Annotated in this window: 20 protein-coding genes and 1 tRNA gene; 11 read left to right on the top strand and 10 right to left on the bottom strand. The window is 58.1% G+C overall.

What is annotated here, in order from left to right; genetic code table 11:
- The 4 genes from ybgF to ACIP8I_RS21900 all read left to right on the top strand — a co-directional run.
- On the top strand, positions 1–793 hold a 793-nt coding region (gene ybgF, locus ACIP8I_RS21915), incomplete at its 5' end, for a tol-pal system protein YbgF (RefSeq protein WP_400763885.1).
- A 166-nt stretch (positions 794–959) separates the two neighbouring features.
- A complete protein-coding gene (gene queE / locus ACIP8I_RS21910; protein WP_007962032.1) occupies positions 960–1,607 on the top strand; it encodes a 7-carboxy-7-deazaguanine synthase QueE in 648 nt (215 codons plus the stop codon).
- Position 1,608: 1 nt separating this feature from the next.
- On the top strand, positions 1,609–2,301 hold the full coding sequence (queC, locus tag ACIP8I_RS21905; RefSeq protein WP_367085513.1) for a 7-cyano-7-deazaguanine synthase QueC: 693 nt from the start codon (positions 1,609–1,611) through the stop codon (positions 2,299–2,301).
- A 62-nt stretch (positions 2,302–2,363) separates the two neighbouring features.
- Positions 2,364–2,439, top strand: a tRNA-Lys gene (locus tag ACIP8I_RS21900).
- 144 nt (positions 2,440–2,583) lie between these two features.
- Here ACIP8I_RS21900 and ACIP8I_RS21895 read toward each other — a convergent pair.
- The gene (locus tag ACIP8I_RS21895) at positions 2,584–3,504 is read right to left on the bottom strand and encodes a LysR substrate-binding domain-containing protein (RefSeq protein ID WP_367085512.1); all 921 of its coding nucleotides are present in this window, start codon (positions 3,502–3,504) and stop codon (positions 2,584–2,586) included.
- Positions 3,505–3,642: 138 nt separating this feature from the next.
- Here ACIP8I_RS21895 and ACIP8I_RS21890 point away from each other — a divergent pair, with 138 nt between their 5' ends.
- From ACIP8I_RS21890 to nadA, 7 genes are all read left to right on the top strand, one after another.
- Positions 3,643–4,401, top strand: coding sequence for a YqcI/YcgG family protein (locus ACIP8I_RS21890; RefSeq protein ID WP_007962039.1), 759 nt, complete (start codon positions 3,643–3,645; stop codon positions 4,399–4,401).
- A 22-nt stretch (positions 4,402–4,423) separates the two neighbouring features.
- On the top strand, positions 4,424–5,050 hold the full coding sequence (locus ACIP8I_RS21885; RefSeq protein ID WP_400763882.1) for a LysE family translocator: 627 nt from the start codon (positions 4,424–4,426) through the stop codon (positions 5,048–5,050).
- Positions 5,051–5,113: 63 nt separating this feature from the next.
- Positions 5,114–7,312: an iron-containing redox enzyme family protein gene (locus tag ACIP8I_RS21880; RefSeq protein WP_400763879.1), complete on the top strand. Its 2,199-nt coding sequence runs from the start codon at positions 5,114–5,116 to the stop codon at positions 7,310–7,312.
- Entirely contained in the window at positions 7,309–7,926 is a 618-nt protein-coding gene (locus ACIP8I_RS21875) for a LysE family translocator (protein ID WP_400763877.1), read from the top strand. The genes ACIP8I_RS21880 and ACIP8I_RS21875 overlap by 4 nt, the downstream gene beginning before the upstream one ends.
- The gene (locus tag ACIP8I_RS21870) at positions 7,923–9,755 is read left to right on the top strand and encodes a carbamoyltransferase (protein WP_400763874.1); all 1,833 of its coding nucleotides are present in this window, start codon (positions 7,923–7,925) and stop codon (positions 9,753–9,755) included. The genes ACIP8I_RS21875 and ACIP8I_RS21870 overlap by 4 nt, the downstream gene beginning before the upstream one ends.
- A 79-nt stretch (positions 9,756–9,834) precedes the next feature.
- Positions 9,835–10,881 (top strand): SGNH/GDSL hydrolase family protein, encoded by a 1,047-nt coding sequence (locus tag ACIP8I_RS21865; protein ID WP_400763871.1) that lies wholly within the window; start codon positions 9,835–9,837, stop codon positions 10,879–10,881.
- A 360-nt stretch (positions 10,882–11,241) separates the two neighbouring features.
- Positions 11,242–12,300, top strand: a complete 1,059-nt coding sequence (gene nadA / locus ACIP8I_RS21860) for a quinolinate synthase NadA (RefSeq protein ID WP_003227499.1) — start codon at positions 11,242–11,244, stop codon at positions 12,298–12,300.
- 134 nt (positions 12,301–12,434) lie between these two features.
- On the opposite strand, the gene ACIP8I_RS21855 is transcribed toward nadA, so the two are convergent.
- From ACIP8I_RS21855 to arcC, 9 genes are all read right to left on the bottom strand, one after another.
- Positions 12,435–12,923, bottom strand: a complete 489-nt coding sequence (locus ACIP8I_RS21855; RefSeq protein ID WP_400763869.1) for an RDD family protein — start codon at positions 12,921–12,923, stop codon at positions 12,435–12,437.
- A gap of 97 nt (positions 12,924–13,020) precedes the next feature.
- Positions 13,021–13,233 carry a cold-shock protein gene (locus tag ACIP8I_RS21850; protein WP_003237709.1) on the bottom strand — a complete coding sequence of 71 codons (213 nt, stop codon included), beginning with the start codon at positions 13,231–13,233 and terminating at the stop codon, positions 13,021–13,023.
- Positions 13,234–13,636: 403 nt separating this feature from the next.
- Entirely contained in the window at positions 13,637–14,761 is a 1,125-nt protein-coding gene (gene gcvT / locus ACIP8I_RS21845) for a glycine cleavage system aminomethyltransferase GcvT (protein ID WP_400763867.1), read from the bottom strand.
- A 136-nt stretch (positions 14,762–14,897) separates the two neighbouring features.
- Positions 14,898–16,274 carry an L-serine ammonia-lyase gene (locus ACIP8I_RS21840; protein ID WP_400763864.1) on the bottom strand — a complete coding sequence of 459 codons (1,377 nt, stop codon included), beginning with the start codon at positions 16,272–16,274 and terminating at the stop codon, positions 14,898–14,900.
- A 201-nt stretch (positions 16,275–16,475) separates the two neighbouring features.
- Positions 16,476–19,328: an aminomethyl-transferring glycine dehydrogenase gene (gene gcvP / locus ACIP8I_RS21835; RefSeq protein WP_400763861.1), complete on the bottom strand. Its 2,853-nt coding sequence runs from the start codon at positions 19,326–19,328 to the stop codon at positions 16,476–16,478.
- 11 nt (positions 19,329–19,339) lie between these two features.
- Positions 19,340–19,723, bottom strand: a complete 384-nt coding sequence (gcvH, locus tag ACIP8I_RS21830) for a glycine cleavage system protein GcvH (RefSeq protein ID WP_039758162.1) — start codon at positions 19,721–19,723, stop codon at positions 19,340–19,342.
- 455 nt (positions 19,724–20,178) lie between these two features.
- Entirely contained in the window at positions 20,179–21,687 is a 1,509-nt protein-coding gene (locus tag ACIP8I_RS21825; protein ID WP_400763859.1) for a sigma-54-dependent transcriptional regulator, read from the bottom strand.
- A 264-nt stretch (positions 21,688–21,951) separates the two neighbouring features.
- Entirely contained in the window at positions 21,952–22,314 is a 363-nt protein-coding gene (locus ACIP8I_RS21820; RefSeq protein ID WP_041068604.1) for a DUF5064 family protein, read from the bottom strand.
- A 63-nt stretch (positions 22,315–22,377) separates the two neighbouring features.
- Entirely contained in the window at positions 22,378–23,307 is a 930-nt protein-coding gene (gene arcC / locus ACIP8I_RS21815) for a carbamate kinase (RefSeq protein WP_367085501.1), read from the bottom strand.
- Positions 23,308–23,424 lie beyond the last annotated feature (117 nt).

The raw sequence follows: 23,424 nt of genomic DNA, 5'->3' as shown, positions 1-23,424 counted from the left end.
CGCGCCGCTTGCGGCGTGGGCTGCGGTTCCTGTGGTCGATGACAACTCCGGTTATAACAATAGCGGGAGCAGTTATCCGCCTGCGGGTTACGGTACGAACGGCGCCTATGCCGGGGGAGCGGCTTCGGCCCCTGCCTCGGCACAGGGCATGCTGTTCAACCAACTGCAACAGATGCAGGATCAGATATCGCGCCAGCAAGGTGTGATCGAAGAACTGCAGAATCAGGTTGCGCGCATGAAACAGGAATCCCTGGAGCGATACCAGGATCTTGATCGGCGCATAGGATCCGGTGCTGCACCTGCCGCGACTCCTGAGAATTCTTCTGCCGGTGGCGACGCAAGTGCTGCTGCCGGTGCTGCCGCTGGCGCCGGGGCTGCTGCCGCCCAGGCACCTGCTGCAAGTAGCGAACCGGGTGATCCGGCCAAGGAAAAGCTGTATTACGATGCCGCTTTCGACCTGATCAAAGCCAAGGATTTCGACAAGGCCAGTCAGGCTTTCTCGGCATTTCTGCGCAAATACCCGAACAGTCAATACGCGGGCAATGCCCAGTACTGGTTGGGCGAAGTCAATCTGGCCAAGGGTGATCTGCAGGGCGCAGGTCAGGCTTTTGCCAAAGTTTCGCAGCTTTATCCCAAGCACAACAAAGTGCCGGACTCGCTGTACAAGCTGGCTGATGTAGAGCGCCGCCTGGGTCATACCGACAAGGTCAAAGGCATTCTGCAACAGGTGGTTTCCCAATACCCGGGGACCTCCGCCGCTCAGTTGGCCCAACGCGATCTGCAACGCATGTAAGTGTGTTTGACCCGTTTGGAAGAAACCCGCGCTTGTCGCGGGTTTTTTCGTTAGAATTCACGCCCTTTTTCTGAAACACGCTTCTGGTGATCTACGCGTTGGCGGGGTTGCCGGAAGTGCCTGACGGAGGCGGACAGCCTGTTTAGCTGTTACGCCCGTGGCGACTATGCAAGACACATTGAGAATTACCGAAGTTTTCTACTCGTTGCAGGGGGAAACTCGGACAGCCGGGCTGCCCACGGTTTTTGTGCGCCTGACCGGTTGCCCGTTGCGTTGCCAATACTGCGACAGTGCCTATGCGTTCAGCGGCGGTACGATTCGTACCCTCGACGACATCCTCGAGCAAGTGGCCGGATATCGTCCGCGCTATGTCTGTGTAACCGGCGGTGAACCGCTGGCACAGCCGAACGCCATCCCTTTGCTCAAGCAGTTGTGTGATGCCGGATATGAGGTCTCCCTGGAAACCAGTGGTGCCCTCGACATCTCGGCAGTAGATCCGCGCGTCAGTCGCGTGGTCGACTTGAAGACGCCGGATTCCAAAGAGGCGCACCGCAACCGCTATGAAAATATCGAACTGTTGACGTCCAACGATCAGGTGAAGTTTGTCATTTGTTCGCGGGACGACTATGACTGGGCGGTCTCGAAGCTGATCCAGTACGGTCTTGATCGCCGTGCGGGTGAAGTGCTGTTTTCCCCAAGTCATCATGACCTCAATGCCAGGGATCTGGCGGACTGGGTGGTGGCAGACAACCTGCCAGTGCGGTTGCAATTGCAGCTGCATAAATATCTATGGAATGACGAGCCGGGGCGCTGATATGACTGAACAACTGAACACTCACGAAAAACGTGCGGTCATCCTGCTGTCGGGTGGCCTCGATTCGGCCACGGTGGTGGCGATGGCCCGGGCTGAAGGTTACGCCTGCTACACCATGAGTTTCGATTACGGCCAGCGCTCTCATGCGGAGCTGCATGCCGCCGCGCGGGTCGCCCGCGATCTGGGTGTGGTCGAGCACAAAGTGATCGGCCTGAACCTCAACGGCATGGGCGGCTCGGCGCTGACCGACACCAGCATCGACATCCCGGAAGAGCTGGGTGAGGGCATCCCGGTGACCTACGTGCCGGCGCGCAACACGGTGTTCCTGTCGCTGGCGCTGGGCTGGGCTGAAGTGCTTGGCGCGCGTGACATCTTTATCGGCGTCAACGCGGTGGACTACTCCGGTTACCCGGATTGCCGTCCCGAGTTCATCGAATCCTTCGAGCGCATGGCCAACCTGGCGACCAAGGCGGGTGTGGAAGGCAACGGTTTCCGCATCCAGGCACCGCTGCAGAACCTGAGCAAGGCGCAGATCGTCCAGGCGGGCGTGAAGCTCGGCGTGGATTACGGTCTGACCGTTTCCTGCTATCAGGCGGACGATGAAGGCCGTGCGTGCGGCAAATGCGACAGCTGCCGCCTGCGCGCGGAAGGCTTCGCAGCGGCCGGTGTAGGCGATCCAACACCTTATTTTTGATTTTTTTCAAAAAGGTGTTGAATAGTCCTTAAAAATCAGTATTATACGCGCCACCACACAGCGGGTCGTTAGCTCAGTTGGTAGAGCAGTTGGCTTTTAACCAATTGGTCGTAGGTTCGAATCCCACACGACCCACCATATTTGGCGGTTTAGAAAATCCGGAAGGCCCACGAAAGTGAGGATTTCCGGGTTTTTTTTTGCCTGCGATTTCGCGGGCTCCCGCGTCTTGAGGCTGGATCAGGCGCCGCTACGAAAGTCTCGATTGCGCGACGCCTGCGGCCATCAGAGCAGGTAGGCGATACCTTGTGTCGGGAGGGCATGAACCTGAGTCATCAGGTAATCGCGCAGTTGGCACATCTGCTGCGACTTGGGGCTGGCTTTCAGCCAGGTCATGTAATAGCCATCCCCTGTCGCCACAGCGCTTTTGAATGGAAGCCGCAACTGGCCGGCCTGAATCTCCTGAACAACCAGCACCAGATCTGCCACGGAGATTCCCATACCCTGTACGGCAGCGGCAATTCCCTGATCCAGGGTGTCGAACAACTGGCCGCGTTCTATATTGGTGGTATCAAGGCAGCCCATTCTTTTCAGCCATCGTCGCCAGTCTCGCCGGTCAGTGGAGGGATGCAGCAATTCATGATCGTTGAGCGACGACAGTTTGAGGTCTTCCGGCTCCAGATACCCAGGACTGCAAATGGGGATCAGCCATTCATCAAACAGTTTAAAGCTCTCCATGGCCGGGCCGAAATTGCCATCCCCCAACAGAATCGCGCAATCATAGGGCTCGGAGTAGAAGTCGACCTCGTCAACATCCATCCAGACACTGGAGAGTTGCACAGAGCAATGGCTGTTGTGTTTATTGAATTTATCCAGCGCTCTGAGAAGCCAGCGAATCGTCAGCGTCGAAGGTGCCTTGAGGCGCAGCCGATGACGATCCACCTTCAATAGCTCACAAGCACTTTCGATGATCTTGAAGCCGACCTTCAACTCGTCTGCGAGCAGTCGCCCATGTTCGGTCAGGCTGATTTTTGGTCCGTGGCGTTCGAAAAGGCTGCAACCGAAAAGTTCTTCGAGGGTTTTAACATGATGACTCACCGCACTTTGAGTGACCGATAGCTCGCTGGCTGCCTTGCTGAATGAGACAAAGCGCGCTGCGACCTCAAATGCGCGTAAGGAATACAGTGCGGGAATCCGTTCCGTCATACAGGTTTCTACCATGAGTAAAACTAATAAGAGATCATAATCTAACTCGTTTTACAACGATCCCGGCCTCTCCCAGAATGCGGCTTCTAAAAAAGATATATGCATATAACTTTTTTTGAGCGTCATCATGGAGATGCAATGGTAGCTATACACGGACGTTGTTTTAACAAGCTGGATTGGCTTGAGAATCTGCAGGTGTATGAGTCGCTCAAGACGACTTGGGTAACATCGGCATTAGACGTGTTCGAAAGTATCGTACGCCAGGCCTCTTTTCCCTGTCTGTTTGGGATGAAAGCGGTGAAGTCCTCGAATGTCGAACTTTTGTTTGTCAGTAAAGAGTCTGACGTTACCGACTTCATGACGGGGCTTGCTTCTTATTTGAAAAAGGTAAATGCCTGGCCACTGAAATGTAGAGTCGGCAAGCCCTTGATCGTACTGTTGGAAAACAACGAGTTTGATTCTCTTGAGCAAGAGCAACTTTATGCCTGGGATCTTTTGCAGAGGCTGCACAACCAGGATCCCGGGCCATGGCCAAGAGAGATTTCGGCCGACCTGAGTAGCGAAAAATGGTCATTCTCTTTCATGGGGATACCTCTTTTCGTGAACATGAACTTTCCCCGGCATCGCCTGATGAAAAGCAGGAACCTGGGGACGCATATCGTATTCGTGATCAATCCTCGAGAAAATTTTGACCAGGTGGCTGCCGGTAACTCGCTGAGCGGACAACGTATTCGTGCACGTATTCGTTCCCGTTCTGATGCCTACAACGGAGGCGTGTACTCCAGAACGCTCGGTGTTTTTGGTGATCCGGGCAACTTTGAAATCAAACAATACCAACTTGAAGAACCGGGATCACTGAGTCATGAGCGATGCCCTTTTCGAATGAATATCGATTAACCGACAGCGGGGCCAGCAAGGCGTGAATACTGCATTAGCCATTACCTATATTTTGACCGTCATGCTTTTGATAGCGACGCCAGGCCCCGTCGTCGCGCTAGTGGTCGCGACTGCCAGCGCTGCCGGGCCTAGAAAGGCGTTCTCGACGGCGATAGGCACGAACTGGGCCTCCTTGATGCTGATTGCACTGGCCTCTTACATCATCGTTGCCAGTGCTGCTGTCAATGTCGTGTTGTTGAACATGCTCAGCTTGCTGGGTTGTCTTTTTATCGGTTACCTGGCGCTTGATGCGCTGAAGAACAATCCGGCATCTGCGGAGGCACAATCCCCGGATAAACAAGCGATGCAGGGTGGTCTGTGGCACGGGTTCATCGTGGGTATTTCCAACCCCAAAGACATTATTTTCTTTATCTCATTCTTTCCCCAGTTCATCCAGATTACCTCTTCCTCGAAGCACAGCCTGATCCTGCTCTCGTTACTCTGGGTTGTGATCGATTTTGCCATTCTGGGTTTATATATTTTCATGACCAGGAAACTGCTGAGTAAAACCAGCAGCCACTTGATTTCCAGGGGCTCGGGTGTCGCATTGCTTTTGATTGCCTTGTCCGGGCTGATCTATAACGTGCGCGAACTGTTCAATTTGTCATGAGTTGACTGCTTGTACGGTCTGGTTATCCGAAGCAATTCAATGCCATCAATCAAGGATCGAATAATGGCCGGTAGTACTTCTGCGTTACCTGATGACGAAGTGCCGAGTTTTCTGGCGATCTCTTCGACGGAACTCGCGACGCTGCGATATAGCCCTCGTCAATGGTTTTTCAGGCTGATTAACCAGGAACAGAGTCATGGGCTGATGGAGTTGGTCTGGAACAATATCGATCAATATCTGAATCCTCATCGCGCGGTGGGCGGGGCTGCAGATCTTGCTGCGTTTATTGTTGCGGGACAGCGCGATATCCAGGCACTCGGGGCGCAAATTCGTCAGGACATGCCAGACACTCTTCACGATGCGCCGCAGCGACGTCATTTTTACTATCAATATGCGCCGCTGTTTAAAACCCTCGGTAGCTGGCTTTGCGGCGTGACTTCGATCGCCTACGCGTGGCGCAAGGATGGTGGTTTGCTGCTTCAGACACATGCGCGGCTGGTCGGGGGAGGGTATCCGTCCTTGAGCCAGAGCTATTTGTTCGAGCAGGCCGCACGGCAGGCAGGGGTGCACTTGAATGAAGTATTCGCGAACAGTTTCAGTCATGACCCGAACATAGAGGGCGCCGCTTACGAGCTACCGGTGTTCTTGCTAGGCCTGGCAAGTTTTCCAGCGACACGGTTCGCCGAAACCCTGGGCGTCAATCTTGCAATGTGCGGTTATCTCGATCAGCTCAACATCCTGTGTGCGCAAGCGGGCAACCCTGTCTTTGGCTGTTCATCCAGCGACCGGTATTGGCCGGCGGCGGCGGAGGCCATTGACTATTTCCTGGCGCAGGTCGATTCGCAGGCGCATGACCGGATCGCCACAGGCTTTGCTTGCGCACTGAGTCTGATTCAGAAAAGTGAAAAACGCCTGGCCAGCGAACTCAAGGATGAAGCGCGTTTCAGTAATGCGGCGGCCATGCTCGCATTGATTGAAAAACTGGGTCCTCATGGCTGCGGTTATCACAAGCGTGGGCAACTGGCCGACCAACCGATCGACCATTGGCTGGATCCGCAAACCTTCAATGCGCAGGCGACGATTCAGGCGCTGGCGAACTCTCGTTACGTCAGGGCTGGCCAGCCGGGAAAAAGCGCGTTGATGAATCTCATCAGTCACCCGAAAGGCAGGATGTTCGGGGTTTTTTCTGCGCAAGATATTCAAGTCGTCGATACCTGGATCGCATCGCTGAACAGAGAGAGTTTGAGTGTTGTTGCTCCGCCGCCGCTGACCGCTCCATCTCCTGAGCAATCGGCAACGCTTTGCGAAAAAGCACTGGCTCAAGCCCGGCAACTGGCACTGGCCAAGTATTCCGATTATTCGCTACAGCAGCTTTACCCCCTGTTCCTTCATATTGACAAGGCGCCTGATGCCCTGCCGGCAGCCAGGCTTTTTGCCGAGCGGTGGTTGGCACGCCATCAACAGGCTGTGCGCAGTGAAGGACTGCCGTTCAGTGTTTACAGCCATCAACGATTGGATCAGTGGTTAGCCGCGCAGCACAAGCGACAGGTTGAAAGCTACCGACCATTGACGCAGGCACCCGAAGAAAGTCGCGAGGAGATTATTGCCGACGCGACGCGGCTGGCGCCCTTGACCCTGATCGATGGTGCCTGGCTGCGAAACATCGTCAAGCCGGCGATTGTCACCAGTCCGGTCGGCGCATTGCTATACCGCACTCTGATCGACGAGCTCGGCCAAGGCGATACAGCGCTCCATCACGGCAATATCTACCAGGAGCTGTTGACCAGTATGGGGGTCGATGTCGGGACGTTCACGGCTCGGTCCTTTGCTGCATCCACGCATTTTGACGATGACTGTCTGCAGGTTCCGGTGTTCTGGCTCGCCATTTCACTGTTTCCGCAAAGTTTTCAACCGGAAACCCTGGGTTTGAATCTCGCCATGGAACTGTCGGGTGTGGGAGGCGAGTATCGCCGTTCGGCTGACGTCTTGCGGCACTACGGCTTCAACTCGATGTTTACCGACCTCCACAACACCATCGACAACGTGGTCAGTGGCCACACAGCCTGGGCCATCGAGGCGATCAAACTACATCTGGATGATGTGGCGCAGAACGGTGGGCAAACGGAACTCGCTCACCATTGGCAGCGCGTCTGGGTCGGCTACCGTGCGTTGAGCCCGCCCGAAGCGTCACTGCTGGCCGCGCTGCGTGACTTTACCCGACGCAGTTACAACAAAATCACACAACGGCAGGATGCATTATGAGCTACGGATTTCTATCTTTCATTTTGGCGGTACTGGTCATCAACCTGGCGCCCGGGCCAGCGATGCTGTACGTGATGAACCAATCGCTCAAGCATGGCGTAAGGACCGGTTTGCGGGCGGCGGCGGGCGTTGAGTTTGGAGTGTTTTTCTACGTGTTGCTGGCAGCATTCGGCTTGGTACTGATTTTCAAGGAACTGCCGCTGCTGTATCGCGCAGTGCAGATTGCCGGGGCTTTTTACTTGTTGTATCTGGCCTATATTTCCTGGCCCCGCCGTCCTGTTGGCGGTACGGCTGAAGGCAGCGAAATCCCGCCAGCGCCAGCCAGCTATGCGTTTAGCAAAGGCATGCTGATCAACCTGTCGAACCCCAAGATCGGCCTGTTTTTTATCAGTCTGCTGCCGCAATTCGTGCCGTCCGATGCGAGTCCTGCGTGGCTGCATTTTCTGCTTTACGGGCTCATTTTCAATATCGGCGGGATTCTGGTGAATATGACGGTCGGGCTGACCGCGCATTCATTGCGAGGCGCCATCCAGCGCGCCACCTGGTTTGACTATCTGCCGCCCGTGCTGTTTTTCGCCATTGCGATTTTCGCCTTCGTGCAGGGGGTGGTATGAGTTACATTCTTGGAATCTCGGCGTTCTACCATGACAGCGCGGTGGCCCTGCTGAAGGACGGAAAAATCGTCTGCGCATTGCAGGAAGAGCGTTTTTCACGGGTCAAACAGGACAAGCGCTTCCCGGCCAAAGCCTTGCTCGCCTGCCTGGATCAGGCAGGTATCACGCTGGCGGATATCAGCTGGCTGGCCTATTACGAAGACCCGAGCATCAAGTTCGAGCGAATCTGCAACACCTACAAGAGCAATTTCCCGCGAGGCGCTCTGGCGTTCGCGCAAAACTACACCCGCTTCGTCGCGCGAAAGGACGTCAAGGGCATCATAGCTCGCGAACTGCAGACGCTATTTCCCGGCGTGGCAATGCCCCCGTTGTATCTGTGTCAGCATCATTTGAGTCACGCGGCTTCGGCGTTCTATCCGTCACCGTTCCAGGATGCCGCTGTGTTGTGTGTCGACGGTGTAGGGGAGTGGTCGACCACTACCGCCTGGCATGGCACCGGTAATCGTCTCGAACCGCTGTTCGAGGTTCGTTTCCCTCATTCTCTTGGCTTGTTGTATTCGGCATTCACCTATTACTGCGGGTTCAAGGTTGACTCCGGGGAATACAAGCTCATGGGGCTGGCGCCCTACGGTGAGCCGAAATATGTCGAGACCATTCTGGAGCATCTTATCCGGATCGAAGACGACGGCATTTTCACGCTGAATCGCCAGTACTTCGATTATGAGGTGGGCGAACGGATGATCAGCGATGCCTTTGAGACCTTGTTCGCTGGCCCGCCGCGCGAACCCGAGGCTCTCATCACTCAACGGGAAATGGATTTGGCGGCCTCCATCCAGGTGGTCACCGAACAGGTCATGCTCGGACTGGCCCGCAAGGTCAAGGCAATGACCAACGCCGAGCATTTGTGCCTTTCCGGTGGTGTGGCCCTGAACTGTGTGGCCAACGGCAAACTGGCCAGATCCGGGTTATTCAAAAGTTTGTTCATCCAGCCAGCCTCGGGGGATTCCGGGGGCTCACTTGGCGCCGCGTTGCAATGCCATTTTGAAAAGACCGGGATGCAACGTCAGGCGGACGGCACCGAGGACAGCATGCAAGGTGCCTATCTTGGCAATGCTTACAGTGATGACCAGATCGAACAGTACCTGTGTGAGCTGAAAGCCAACTATCAAAAGCTCGATCCGTTGGCCTTGATCGAGGCGACGGCCGCGCGGTTGGCCGAAGACAAAGTCATCGGATGGTTTCAGGGGCGCATGGAATTTGGCCCACGCTCTCTCGGCTCGCGATCGATTCTGGGGAACCCTCGCTCAGAGCACATGCAGAGCGTCATGAACCTGAAAATCAAGAACCGTGAGTCGTTTCGCCCGTTTGCCCCAGTGGTTCTGGCCGAAAAGGCGCACGAATGGTTCGATCTGGATCAACCGTCGCCCTACATGTTGATCGTCGCGCCGGTACAGCCTGACAAGCGAGAGCCAAACGTGAATGACGTCGGCTATATCGGTATCGAGAAGCTCAAGCTCAAGCGCTCGCAAATACCGGCAGTGACTCACGTGGACTTCTCCGCTCGAGTGCAGACCGTGGATGGCAGACACAATCCGCGGTTTCGACAGTTACTCAGCTCATTTGCCGAGCGGACGGACTGCCCGGTACTGATCAATACCTCGTTCAACGTTCGGGGGGAGCCGATCGTTGAAAGTCCGGAAGACGCCTACCGCTGCTTCATGCGCACGGAAATGGATTGTCTGGTGATCGGTCAGTTTCTGCTGACCAAGTCCGACCAGCCTCAATGGAATGAAGAGACCGACTGGAGAACGCACTATGCCCTTGACTGACAAACCCGAACTGAATCACCACCAGGCGGTGCAGGAGGTCTACAGGTGGACCCCGCAAATACGTGATTACGATAGCTTCATGCACATCGGCGCGCGCTGGGTGCCCTATACCATGTACTTCCATGAAAAGAACTTTCGTTCGCCGACGATCAATACCGACGCATTCGGATTTCGTTACAGCGAATATCAAGGCCAGCGGTTTTCGGTCACTGAGCTTCCGGCCAATGGCAAGGTCAACTTGCTGGTGGGCGGTTCGACCGCACTGGGTGTGGGCGCTACGCGCGATGCGTTTACCGTGGCTTCCAGGCTAAGCGAGTTGACTGGCGAGGTGTGGCTGAATTTTGCCGGCCGGGGCTACAACTCTACCCAGGAATTATTGATGTTCCTCATGCATCAGAAGCGTCTGGGCGATATCGGTCATGTCGTGGTGTTCAGCGGCATCAACACCCTGGCTCTGGAGGGTATCCCCGACGAGTTCGCCAGCGAGCATGGGCGTTATTACTACTCGTTCGAATTTCAGCATTACATGAATAAATTCAATGAGGACATGCAACGCAAAAAGAACTCGTTCGGTTCCAAGGGGGGCGAGTCCTGGCTGCAGCGCTGCAAGAAAGCATTGTTCTATGAAAACCCGGCGGATGAAGTCATCACCGACGAGGGGATCTCGCTGGACGAACGTCTGGAGCGCGCGGCTGATTCCATCACCGACGCATTGAAGCAATGGCAACTGCTGCTGTCGGGCAGTGGCGCTACCCTGAGCTTCGTCCTTCAACCCCTGTCCCACTGGTGCCGGGATCAACTGACGGCGGATGAAGAAGCGGTATTCCATGCCATCGACAGCTGTCCGAACAACTTCTACCGGCTATTCAGCGGCGTACTGGGCAAGGAAGTGCACGCGCCTTTTTTCGCGCATATTCAGGCGAAGGCCGGTGACATCCGCTGCCTGGACATGAATTCCATGCTCAGGCAGTCGCCGGTCTTCAACGAAACCCTTTTTGTCGATCGCGTCCACTTCAATGACCTGGGCAACGAGCAATTGGCAAAACTCATCAGTGCCGAACTAGGCCTCTATCGGGAGCAACAGCATGGGCATCATTCGAAAAATCTTGAGTCTGTTCAAGCGTAAGAAAAAGAAACGTGGCGGTTCCATCTACCCGCTGCGCTAGATCGGCAAATCCGGCAGGCAAGATCGCAGGTATTTACGCGATCTGCTGTATCTGGCGGTTCGGCAAATCCGGAGGTCTCCAGGCGCGTGAGATTTCCGGATTTTTTTTTTGCCTGTGATTCAGCTGCCTGAACTTTCATTGTTGCCTGCGCCGACACAGGTCAGAATCATCTTTTGTATCAACGGGATATTCTGTAGCCTTGCGCAGCTTCAACGCTGTCCGTGCCTGATAATACTCACTCTCCCGGCGGTACCCTCAAGTGGTCCGGAGCCGGGTGTATACTCGACTTTCGCGCGAAAGCGCCTGCAGGTCTTGCGAACATGACGCAGATTTCCGAACGCCTTCTGGTTCAAGCCCACCTCGATGCCAAACAGCCCAAACCGCTGACTGCCGAGGAAGAGGCCTACTACCGTTCCGCCATCGCCGCCGAGCTCAAGGCTCAGGACGCGGTGCTGGTGGCCCACTTCTATTGCGATCCGGTGATTCAGGCCCTGGCCGAAGAAACCGGCGGCTGTGTGTCCGACTCCCTCGAAATGGCGCGCTTCGGCAACGCTCACCCGGCCAAGACTGTGGTGGTCGCCGGCGTGAAGTTCATGGGCGAGACCGCGAAGATCCTCAACCCGGAAAAACGCGTGCTGATGCCGACCCTGGACGCGACCTGCTCGCTGGACCTGGGTTGTCCGGTGGACGAGTTCTCGGCGTTCTGCGATCAGCACCCGGAGCGCACGGTGGTGGTGTACGCCAACACCTCGGCTGCGGTCAAAGCCCGGGCTGACTGGGTGGTGACGTCGAGCTGCGCGCTGGAGATCGTCGAAAGCCTGATGGACAACGGCGAGACCATCATCTGGGGCCCGGACAAGCACTTGGGCACCTACATTCAGCGTAAGACCGGCGCTGACATGCTGCTGTGGGACGGCGCGTGCATCGTCCACGAAGAGTTCAAATCCAAGCAGCTCGAAGACATGAAAGCGCTGTACCCGGACGCCGCGATTCTGGTGCACCCGGAGTCACCGACTTCGGTGATCGAGCTGGCAGATGCCGTCGGTTCCACCAGTCAGTTGATCGCTGCCGCGCAAAGCCTGCCGAACAAGACCCTGATCGTCGCCACCGACCGTGGCATCTTCTACAAGATGCAGCAGCTGTGCCCGGACAAGGTCTTCATCGAGGCGCCAACCGCCGGTAACGGCGCCGCGTGCCGCAGTTGCGCACATTGCCCGTGGATGGCGATGAACACCCTTGAGCGCACGCTCAAGAGTCTGAAGGAGGGGACGAACGAGATCTTTGTCGATCCGGCGTTGATTCCGCAGGCGATCCGCCCGTTGAAGCGTATGCTGGATTTCACTCAGGCGGCGCGGATGAAGCTGGCGGGTAACGCCTAAGTTCCAAAGGCAAAAAAAAGACCTGTGGGAGCGAGCTTGCTCGCGAAAGCGGTGTATCAGTCATCATTTAGATTGACTGACACGACGCCTTCGCGAGCAAGCTCGCTCCCACAGTGGTATCTGGCTTCTGGAAACTATTTGACCTTCTTCGGAACTCGCACCACGCGGGTATCGGAATAGATGTCGTGCCAGGTGCGTTTCTGCTTGTCGTACAGCGACCAGAGGAATCCGAGCCCTGCGCACAGCCATGAAGCGATCGACACCATAAAGCGCAGCAGCGCCTGCCACAGGCTGATCGCGCTGCCATCGGCGTTCTGTACGCGGATGCCCCACACCTGCATGCCCAGTGTCTGCCCGCCGTGGGTCCAGAACTTGGCGAAGAACGCGAACAGCACCAGCAGCAACACTGTGGAATACAGCGGATCGCCGTCCATTTTTCCGGCGTCAGTCAGCACGCGCAGGCGCTCTTCACCGATGATTGCTGCCTGGATCAACTTGTAGACGAATCCGGTGACGATCAGCAGGGCGGTGCATAGTAGAAAGTCATAGAATATCGCGGCCAGGCGCCGGCCGAGGCCAACGGCAGGAAAGTCGCCCTGGGGAGTGAGCAGGTTTTTCGACATGGCAGCCTCTGGACGCAAAATGAAGCGCCATTTTACGGATTCGCGCGCACAAAAAAGCCCCTGATATCAATATCAGGGGCTTTTTCGTTACAGAAGATTAGCCTTCTGCTTGTACTTCATCAGCCTGCATGCCTTTCTGGCCTTGCACAGCAACGAAGGTCACTTTCTGGCCTTCTTTCAGGCTCTTGAAGCCGTTGCCCTGAATAGCGCGGAAATGCACGAACAGATCCGGACCGCTTTCTGGAGTGATAAAACCAAAACCTTTCTCGTCGTTAAACCACTTGACGGTACCGCTCTGACGTGTCGACATTTCTTATTTCCTTTGACGCATAAATTGATGACAGTCTCTTTCTCATGAAAGAGTACTGGGGCTGGTTGCAGGAGAGTAAGAAGACGTCGAGCGGGATGTAGCTAACTTGTAGGCTACTGCCCAGGTCACGATTCCAAGCTGACCCATGCAAACACAGTGGACAAACTCTACGCCAACTACGGGAGAAAAAACAAGCCCCGCGAAGGCCCCGGTTTTCCTGCCCCTGCTGGCAGTTAGTCAGCCTACTAGTGCGGCTTGGACGAATAGCTTGTTCAAAAGTTTTCGAACGTTATAAGCAAAGTTCATAATCGAATCAGATGTTAGAAAATGCACTTTTTTGTGGCGATTGCGTTACACATTAGTGCACGCATAACGCAATCGCGTTACTTATAGAAACAATCAATCAGCCACGATAGTAGCGTTGTGGAACAAATGGCATTTTGCTTACAAGCATTTGCACCTTTTTCCCACGAACGATGGCCCAGACTGGCGTATCCAGGGTGACATAAGCGCTGTCGAGGTAACCCATGGCCAACGGCCCGCCCAGGGTCGGACCAAAGCCACCGCTGCACACGCTGCCGATGATTTCGCCGGCTTCGTTGACGATTTCAGCGCCCTCACGCACCGGTGTACGCTCCTGCGGCAGCAGGCCGACGCGTTTGCGCGCGACGCCGTTCTGCTGCTGAGCGAAAACTGTCTCTGCCCCAGGGAAGCCACCGGCCCGCGCGCCGTCGGCGCGGCGTGGCTTGGAGATCGCCCACAACAGGCTGGCTTCGATCGGCGTGGTCTCGGTGTTCATGTCGTGGCCATACAGGCACAGGCCGGCTTCCAGGCGCAGCGAGTCGCGGGCGCCGAGGCCGATGGCCTGAACTTCCGGTTCGGCCAGCAGCGCGCGGGCAAGTTTTTCTGCGTCGGCGGCGGGCACCGAGATTTCGAAGCCGTCTTCACCGGTGTAGCCCGAGCGGCTGACGAAGCAATCCACGCCCAGCAGTTGCACGCGGTTGAACTGCATGAATGTCATCTTCGCCACCTCTGGCGCAAGACGCGCCAGCACGGTAACCGCAGCCGGACCCTGCAACGCCAGCAGTGCGCGGGCTTCGAACAGCTCCGTAATGGTGCACTGATCGCCGATGTGCTTTTGCAGATGCGCCAGGTCCTGATCCTTGCACGCGGCATTGACCACCAGAAACAGCTCGTCGTTACCGAGGTTGGCGACCATCAGGTCGTCGAGGATACCGCCGTGGTCATTGGTGAACATCGCGTAGCGCTGCATGCCCACCGGCAGGTCGATGATGTCCACCGGCACCAGGGTTTCCAGGGCCTTGGCGGCATTGGCGCCGGTCAGGCGAATCTGGCCCATGTGCGAGACGTCGAACAGCCCGGCCTGCTCACGGGTGTGCTGGTGTTCCTTCATCACGCCCAGCGGGTATTGCACCGGCATGTCGTAGCCGGCGAACGGCACCATGCGGGCGCCGAGTTCGATATGCAGAGCGTGCAGCGGGGTTTTCGACAGTTGTTCGGTGGACATGCGTGGCTCCTTGAAAGTTTGAGTTTGGGGGGCATGGGGCTAGATTTAGATCAAGGTCAAAAGCCCCTCACCCCAGCTCTCTCCCGGAGGGAGAGGGGGCTAAGCGCGGTCCTCTACCACAGGGAGAGGACATAAATCAGCATTCGATAATGTTGACCGCCAGACCGCCGCGGGCGGTCTCTTTGTATTTGCTTTTCATGTCGGCGCCGGTCTGGCGCATGGTGCGGATGACTTTGTCGAGGGAGACGAAGTGTTGCCCGTCGCCGCGCATGGCCATGCGCACCGCGTTGATCGCTTTCACCGAGCCCATGGCGTTGCGCTCGATGCACGGCACCTGCACCAGGCCGCCAATCGGGTCGCAGGTCAGGCCGAGGTTGTGTTCCATGCCGATTTCCGCCGCGTTCTCGACTTGCTGCACGCTGCCGCCAAGGACTTCACACAAGGCACCGGCAGCCATCGAGCACGCCACGCCGACTTCGCCCTGACAGCCGACTTCAGCGCCGGAGATCGAGGCGTTTTCCTTGTACAGAATGCCGATCGCGGCGGCGGTCAGCAGAAAACGCACCACGCCGTCGTCATTCGCACCGGGGATAAAACGCATGTAGTAATGCAGCACTGCCGGGATAATCCCGGCCGCGCCGTTGGTCGGCGCGGTGACCACGCGGCCGCCGTTGGCATTTTCTTCGTTGACGGCGAGGGCGTAGAGGTTGACCCAGTCCAACACCGACAGCGGATCGCGCAGCGCCGATTCCGGGTTCTTGCACAGTTGCCGATGCAGCGCCGCCGCCCGGCGTTTGACCTTCAATCCGCCCGGCAGAATGCCTTCGTTGCGACAGCCAGCGGCGACGCAGTCCTGCATCACTTGCCAGATTTTCAGCAGGCCGGCGCGGGTTTCCGCCTCCGGGCGCCAGGCATTTTCGTTGGTCAGCATCACCTGGCTGATCGACAGACCGTAGGTGGCGCAATGGCCGAGCAAGTCCTTGGCACTTTTGAACGGGAAGGTCAGCGGGGTGGCGTCCTCGACGATGCGGTCGGCTCCGGCCGCATCTTCATCAACGACGAAACCACCGCCGACCGAGTAGTACTCGCGGCTGCGGATCTGAATACCCGCCGCATCGAACGCGCGGAAGATCATGCCGTTGGGGTGAAAGGCCAGCGGCTTGCGGATCATCGCCAGGTGTTCTTTTTCGTTGAAGGCAATGCTTTGTTCACCGAGCAGATTCAGCCGGCCATTGCCGCGAATCTCTTGCAGGCGCGCGGCGACGGTTTCGGTGTCGACGGTGTCCGGGTGTTCACCTTCAAGGCCGAGCAGCACGGCTTTATCGCTGCCGTGACCTTTACCGGTGGCGCCGAGGGAACCGTAGAGTTCGACGCGCACGCTGGCGGTGGCCGTCAACAGGTTTTCACGGCGCAAGCCTTCGGCGAAGCGCGCAGCGGCCCGCATCGGGCCGACGGTATGGGAGCTGGAAGGGCCGATGCCAATCTTGAACAGGTCGAACACGCTTAACGACATGAGTGGTTCTCCGGTTTCTTGTTATAGGAATTGGCGGATTTTTGCGGCTGACCGCATTCCCTTGTAGGAGTGAGCCTGCTCGCGATAGCGGTGTGTCAGATAACAGTAATGTCGACTGATACACCGTTATCGCGAGCAGGCTCACTCCTACAGGGGATCTGCGGTGTTTGCGGGATCAGCGATAACTGATCCCGCATCCGGTTAAGCGTAGCTTTCGATCGACGGGCAGGCGCAGACCAGGTTGCGGTCGCCGAACACGTTGTCGACGCGACCGACCGGCGGCCAGTATTTGCCTTCGATCAACGACGCCACCGGATACACCGCCTGCTCGCGGCTGTACGGGTGGGTCCACTCGCCGACCAGTTCCGCAGCAGTGTGCGGGGCGTTTTTCAGCGGGTTGTCGTCCTTGTCCAGCGTACCGTTTTCCACTGCGCGGATTTCTTCGCGGATGCGGATCATGGCGTCGCAGAAGCGGTCCAGTTCTTCCCTGGATTCGCTTTCGGTCGGTTCGATCATCAGCGTGCCGGCGACCGGGAACGACATGGTCGGGGCGTGGAAGCCGAAGTCGATCAGGCGCTTGGCGACGTCATCGACGCTGATGCCGCTGCTGTCTTTCAGTGGACGCAGATCGAGAATGCATTCGTGCGCCACCAGCCCGTTGCTGCCGGTGTACAGCACCGGGTAGTGCTCTTCGAGGCGGCGGGAAATGTAGTTGGCGTTGAGGATCGCCAGTTGCGAAGCACGCTTGAGACCCGCGCCACCCATCATGCGAATGTACATCCAGGTGATCGGCAGAATGCTCGCGCTGCCGAACGGTGCTGCGCAGACCGCACCTTCCTTGCGTTGCATCTGACCGTGACCCGGCAGGAACGGGGTCAGGTGCGACTTGACGCCGATCGGGCCAACGCCCGGGCCGCCACCGCCGTGAGGAATGCAGAAGGTCTTGTGCAGGTTCAGGTGGCTGACATCGCCGCCGAACTTGCCCGGCGCGCAGAGGCCGACCATCGCGTTCATGTTGGCGCCGTCGATGTACACCTGGCCGCCGTTGTCGTGAATGATGCCGCAGATTTCGCGGATACCTTCCTCGAACACGCCGTGGGTCGACGGGTAGGTGATCATCAGCGCCGCGAGGTGTTCGCGGTGCTCGATGGCTTTGGCGCGCAGGTCTTCGATATCGACGTTACCGCGAGCATCGCACGCGGTCACCACCACGCGCATGCCGGCCATGTTGGCGGTGGCCGGGTTAGTGCCGTGGGCGGACGACGGGATCAGGCAGATGTCGCGGCGCTCGTCGCCACGGCTCTGGTGGTAGGCGCGAATCGCCAAGAGACCTGCGTATTCACCTTGCGAACCGGCGTTCGGTTGCAGCGAGATCGCGTCGTAACCGGTGGCGGCGCAGAGCATCGCTTCCAGTTCATCGGTCAGTTGCTGGTAGCCGGCGCTTTGTGCGGCCGGAGCGAACGGGTGCAGGGCGCCGAATTCGGCCCAGGTCACCGGGATCATTTCGCTGGCGGCGTTGAGTTTCATGGTGCACGAGCCCAGCGGGATCATGGTGCGATCCAGTGCCAGGTCCTTGTCCGCCAGTTTGCGCAGGTAGCGCATCAGCTCGGTTTCCGAGTGATAGCGGTTGAACACCGGGTGGCTGAGAATCGGTGACTGACGTACCAGCGATGCTGGAATGGTGCTTTGTACCGAAGCGGCCAGCGCAGCGAAGTCCGGCAGGGTTTTGCCGTCGGCGAACAGGCCCCAGAGGGTTTCGATGTCAGCCTGAGTGGTGGTTTCGTCCACCGACAGACCCAGACGCTGAGTGTCGATTACGCGCAGGTTGATCTGTGCAGCGTGCGCCTTGTCGTGCAGCGCGGCAGTCTGTGCGCCAGTGGCGACGGTCAGGGTGTCGAAGAAATGCGTCTGCTCGACTTTCGCGCCCATTGCGCTCAGGCCCTTGGCGAGAATCGCGGTCAGGTGATGCACGCGGTTGGCGATCTGGGTCAGGCCTTTCGGGCCGTGGTACACGGCGTACATGCTGGCGATGTTGGCCAGCAACACTTGCGCGGTGCAGATGTTCGAGGTGGCCTTCTCACGGCGGATGTGTTGTTCGCGGGTCTGCATCGCCAGACGCAGGGCCGGTTTGCCGAAGCGGTCAACCGACACACCGACCAGACGGCCCGGCATGTCGCGCTTGAACGCATCCTTGGTGGAGAAGTAAGCCGCGTGCGGGCCACCGAAGCCCAGCGGCACACCGAAGCGTTGCGCCGAACCGATGGCGACGTCCGCGCCAAACTCGCCCGGAGCGGTCAGCAGGGTCAGGGCCAGCAGATCGGCGGCCACGGCCACCAGTGCGTTGGCAGCGTGGAAGCGCTCGGTCAGTTCGCGGTAGTCGAGAACATCACCGTTGCTCGCCGGGTACTGCAGCAGCGCGCCGAAAAACGGCGTGACGTCGCTCAGCTCACGCTCATCGCCGACCACCACTTCGATACCCAGCGGCTCGGCACGGGTGCGCAGCACGTCGAGGGTTTGCGGGTGGCTGTGGATCGAGGCGAAGAACTGGTGGCTGCCCTTGTTCTTGCTCAGGCGTTTGCAGAAGGTCATGGCTTCGGCAGCGGCGGTGGCTTCGTCGAGCAGGGAAGCGTTGGCGATCGGCAGGCCGGTGAGGTCGCTGATCAGAGTCTGGAAGTTCAGCAGCGCTTCGAGACGGCCCTGGGAAATTTCCGGCTGGTACGGGGTGTAAGCGGTGTACCAGGCCGGGTTTTCCAGCAGGTTGCGCAGGATTGGCGACGGCGTGTGGCAGTTGTAGTAGCCCTGGCCGATGTAGGTCTTGAACAGTTGGTTTTTGCCGGCGATGGATTTGATCATCGCCAGCGCATCGGCTTCGCTCAGACCGTCGTCCAGGCCGAGCACGCTGGTGCCTTTGATGCTTTCCGGGATCACGCTGGCGCTCAGCGCTTCGAGCGAGTCGAAACCGAGGCTGTTGAGCATGGCCTGCTCGTCACCGGCGCGGGGGCCAATGTGACGGGCAATGAATTCGTTGGCAGTGCCGAGGTTTACTTGGGTCATGTCGCTACTCCTCAGGCTTCGGCTTGGGCTTTGATCAGACGGTCATAGGCGTCCTGATCAAGCAGTTTGCCGACAGCGGCGGCGTCACTTGGCTGGAAACGGAAGAACCAGCCTTCGCCCAGCGGATCTTCGTTGACCAGTTCCGGTGCGTCTTGCAGCGCCGGGTTGACTTCCAGTACGTCGCCATCGAGCGGCATGTACACGCCGCTGGCGGCTTTGACCGATTCCACGGTGGCGGCTTCAGCGCCTTTTTCGTAAGCCTGCAGCTCAGGCAGTTGCACGAACACCACGTCGCCCAAAGCGTTCTGCGCGAAAGCGGTGATGCCGACAGTAACGCTGCCGTCAGCTTCGGTGCGCAGCCATTCGTGATCTTCAGTAAAACGCAACTCGCTCATGGAAACTCCTAAGGGGGCCAGACTCGTCTGGTGGACGCGATGGAAGGCTTGGGCTAGAAAGCCCTGATTTTATGAGCGGTTACTTAGCAAGAACGCGGCCAGATTGTATTTATCTATATAAATCAAATGGTTATGTGTTTCTGGTTGTGGTGGGAATGAGGCGTCTGTAGCGAAATCGCTACAGCTCGGGACGAGGAGAAAAGCTGAAGCGGATCAAAGCCTTGCACAGCGGTGATTGGAGGAGAGTGTAGCGATATCGTTCCGCTGTAGCGCTTTCAGTACAGATGGAGGTCGCTTTCAAGCAGAAAATACAAATCCTGAACTGGAAACCCTCACTGTAGGAGCTGCCGAAGGCTGCGATCTCTTGATTCTGTTTTTCAAGATCAAGATCAACATCAAGATCAAGATCAAAAGATCGCAGCCTGCGGTAGCTCCTACAGGGATTTTGTGGTGGTTCAGGGTTTGTTGGGGATGCCGTATTTGCGCAGGCGATGGGCGATTGCCGTGTGCGAGGTTTGCAGGCGGCTGGCCAGTTGGCGGGTCGAGGGGTAGCTGACGTAGAGTTTTTCCAGCAGCGATTTTTCGAAGGACTCGACGGCTTGTTCGAGGCTGTCGACGTCGCTATCGGCCTGACGCGCCACGGAGGTGCCGGCGATGTCGAGGTCACCAATGTCGACCAGGCTGCTTTCGCAAATCGCCGCCGCGCGGAAGATCACGTTCTGCAACTGGCGCACGTTGCCCGGCCAGCGGTTACCGAGCAGCGCAGGATAGGTGCCGGGGGCGAGGCGGCAGACCGGGCGCTGGATCTGCGCGCAGGCCTGCTGCATGAAGTAACGCGCCAGCAACAGAATGTCCTGACCTCGCTCACGCAGCGGCGGCACTTCGACGTTGAGCACGTTGAGGCGGTAGAACAGGTCTTCGCGAAACAGTCCCTCGCTGACCATTTTTTCCAGGTCGCGGTGGGTCGCGCTGAGGATCCGCACGTTGACCTTCACCTCGCGATCACCGCCCACCCGGCGGAAGCTGCCGTCATTCAGAAAGCGCAGCAGTTTGGCCTGCAAGTACGGCGACATCTCGCCAATCTCGTCGAGAAAAACCGTGCCTTGGTTCGCCAGTTCCATCAGCCCCGGTTTGCCCCCGCGAGCGGCGCCGGTGAAGGCGCCGGGGGCGTAACCGAACAGCTCGCTCTCGGCGAGGTTTTCCGGCAGCGCCGCGCAGTTCAGCGCGAGAAACGGCGCACTGTGTCGCGCACTGATCGCGTGACAGGCGCGGGCCACCAGTTCTTTGCCGGTGCCGGTTTCGCCTTGAATCAGCAGCGGCGCATCGAGGGCTGCGACCCGTTGCGCGCGAGCCTTCAGGGTGCGAATCGCCGGAGATTCGCCGAGCAGCGCATCGAAACCCTCGGCGTGGTCGTGGTGCAGCGCCGAGAGCTGTTCGCCGATGCGGTTTGGCTGATACAGGGTCAGCAGCGCACCAGCGTCGGTGATCGGTGTGGCGTCGAGCAACAGGGTCTGGCCGTTGACGGTGATCTCGCGCAGCGGCAGGCGGAAGCCTTGTTCGAGCAGGGTTTCCAGCAGGCCGGGATCGTTGAACAGCTCCGAGACACTTTCACCTGCCGGTTCACGTCCGTACAGGGCGATCAGTGCCGGGTTGGCCAGCAGGACTTTGCCGGCGCTATCCAGTGCCAGCACTGGATCGGTCATCGCCGCGAGCAACGCGTCGAGCTGCAGGTGCCGACGCTGGCCGGGGAGGATGTCGACCACCACCACGGCCTCCACGCCGCGCACGCGGAACAGCGCATCTTTCAGCTCTTCGAGCACTTGCGGGCTCAAGGTTGGTGCATCGATGTAGACGTTGGGCGGAATCATCTCCACCGCATCCAGATTGAGATTGCGCCCACCGAGGATCGCCAGGACTTCCTGGGTGATGCCGACGCGGTCGATGAAGCTGACGTGGATACGCATGGGGCGGTTCAGTGTTCTGCGATGCGGAGGGGGCAAGTATGCCTTGATGGGGGACTGGGGTGAAATCTTGAGATTGTTGTCGTGCTGGAGATCTACCCCTCACCCCAGCCCTCTCCCCAGAGGGGCGAGGGGGAAAGGGAGCAGATTGGGGGCTTTTCGAAACTTGAGTTCGGCTCGCTATTTCAGGTCGGTGTACCTTGAGCGAGCAACTCGGTCAGTCCCCTCTCCCTCCGGGAGAGGGTCAGGGTGAGGGGGCTTTTGGGGTTACTCGAAATGCTCGGGATTAACCGGATCTCCGGATTGCATATTCAACTTCTGCCGAATGTCCTCAAACATCAGATCGTAATGCTTGTGCACCGAGCCGATCTGGCTGTGAGCCTTTGGAATCCCGTACTTTTCGGCAATCCGTGTCACGTCGCGGGCGAAGTTGTAAGCCTCTTCCTTGGGCAGGAAAAACGCTTCCTTCATGTCCTTGCCCTGCATGTTGCCGTGCAGGGTGAACTGTATCCCTTTGCCTTTTTGCGGATCGGTGAACACTTCATAATCGAGGCACAGGTCGTAACTGACGTCATCTGGCGTCAACGCATGTCGCTCGATGTGCAAATGACCGGGGTTGAATATGGCCATGGGTTTCTCCTTCTCAAGGCATGGGAGAAGGGCAGACCCTGGGCCTGCCCCCGGAGTTTCTAATTATCGATAGCTGATGCCCGGTTTCGCCGTGCTGACGCGAGTACCGGCAGTGCCCTGGACGATCGCTTCGATGTCCGCGAGCGAACCGATCACCGCGACCTTGCCAGTATGGCGCGCAAATTCGCAGGCTGCCTGCACCTTCGGCCCCATGGAACCGGCGGCGAAACCGAGGCGTTCCAGTTCATCCGGATGCGCCTCGGCGATGGCTTTCTGCGACGGCTTGCCGTAGTCGATGAACGCCGCGTTGACGTCGGTGGCGATTACCAGCAAGTCGGCTTCCAGTTGCTCGGCGAGCAGCGACGAGCACAGATCCTTGTCGATCACCGCCTCGATGCCCTTGAGGTTACGGTTTTCGTCGTACATGGTCGGAATGCCGCCGCCACCGGCACAAATGACGATGCTGCCCTTGTCCAACAGCCACTTGATCGGGCGGATTTCGAAGATGCGTTTCGGCCGGGGACTGGCGACCACGCGACGGAATTTGTCACCGTCGGCGGCAATCGCCCAGCCTTTTTCGGCAGCGAGTTTTTCCGCTTCGGCCTTGTCGTAGACCGGGCCGATCGGTTTGGTCGGGTTCTGGAAGGCCGGGTCCTTGGCGTCGACTTCAACCTGGGTCAGCAGGGTGGCGAACGGCACTTCGAAGTCCAGCAGGTTGCCCAGTTCCTGTTCGATGATGTAGCCGATCATGCCTTCGGTTTCGGCACCGAGCACGTCCAGCGGGTAAGGGGTGACGGAGGTGTAGGCCGCCGCTTGCAGCGACAGCAGACCGACTTGCGGGCCATTGCCGTGGGCGATGACCAGTTGGTTGCCGGGATGGATCTTGGCGATTTGCTCGGTGGCGATGCGGATGTTGGCGCGCTGGTTGTCAGCGGTCATCGGCTCGCCACGACGGAGCAGGGCGTTACCGCCCAGAGCTACGACGATACGCATGGTGCATGTCCTTCTGGAAAACAGTGAAAGCTCGCAGGACGAATGCGGTCCCTGTGGGAGCCGGGCTTGCCCGCGATGGCGGTGAATCAGGCAACATTGTCGCTGTCTGACACACCG

Source organism: Pseudomonas sp. NPDC088414 (assembly GCF_044753325.1).
Taxonomy (GTDB): domain Bacteria; phylum Pseudomonadota; class Gammaproteobacteria; order Pseudomonadales; family Pseudomonadaceae; genus Aquipseudomonas.
This window is presented reverse-complemented; position numbering and strand designations above follow the sequence as displayed.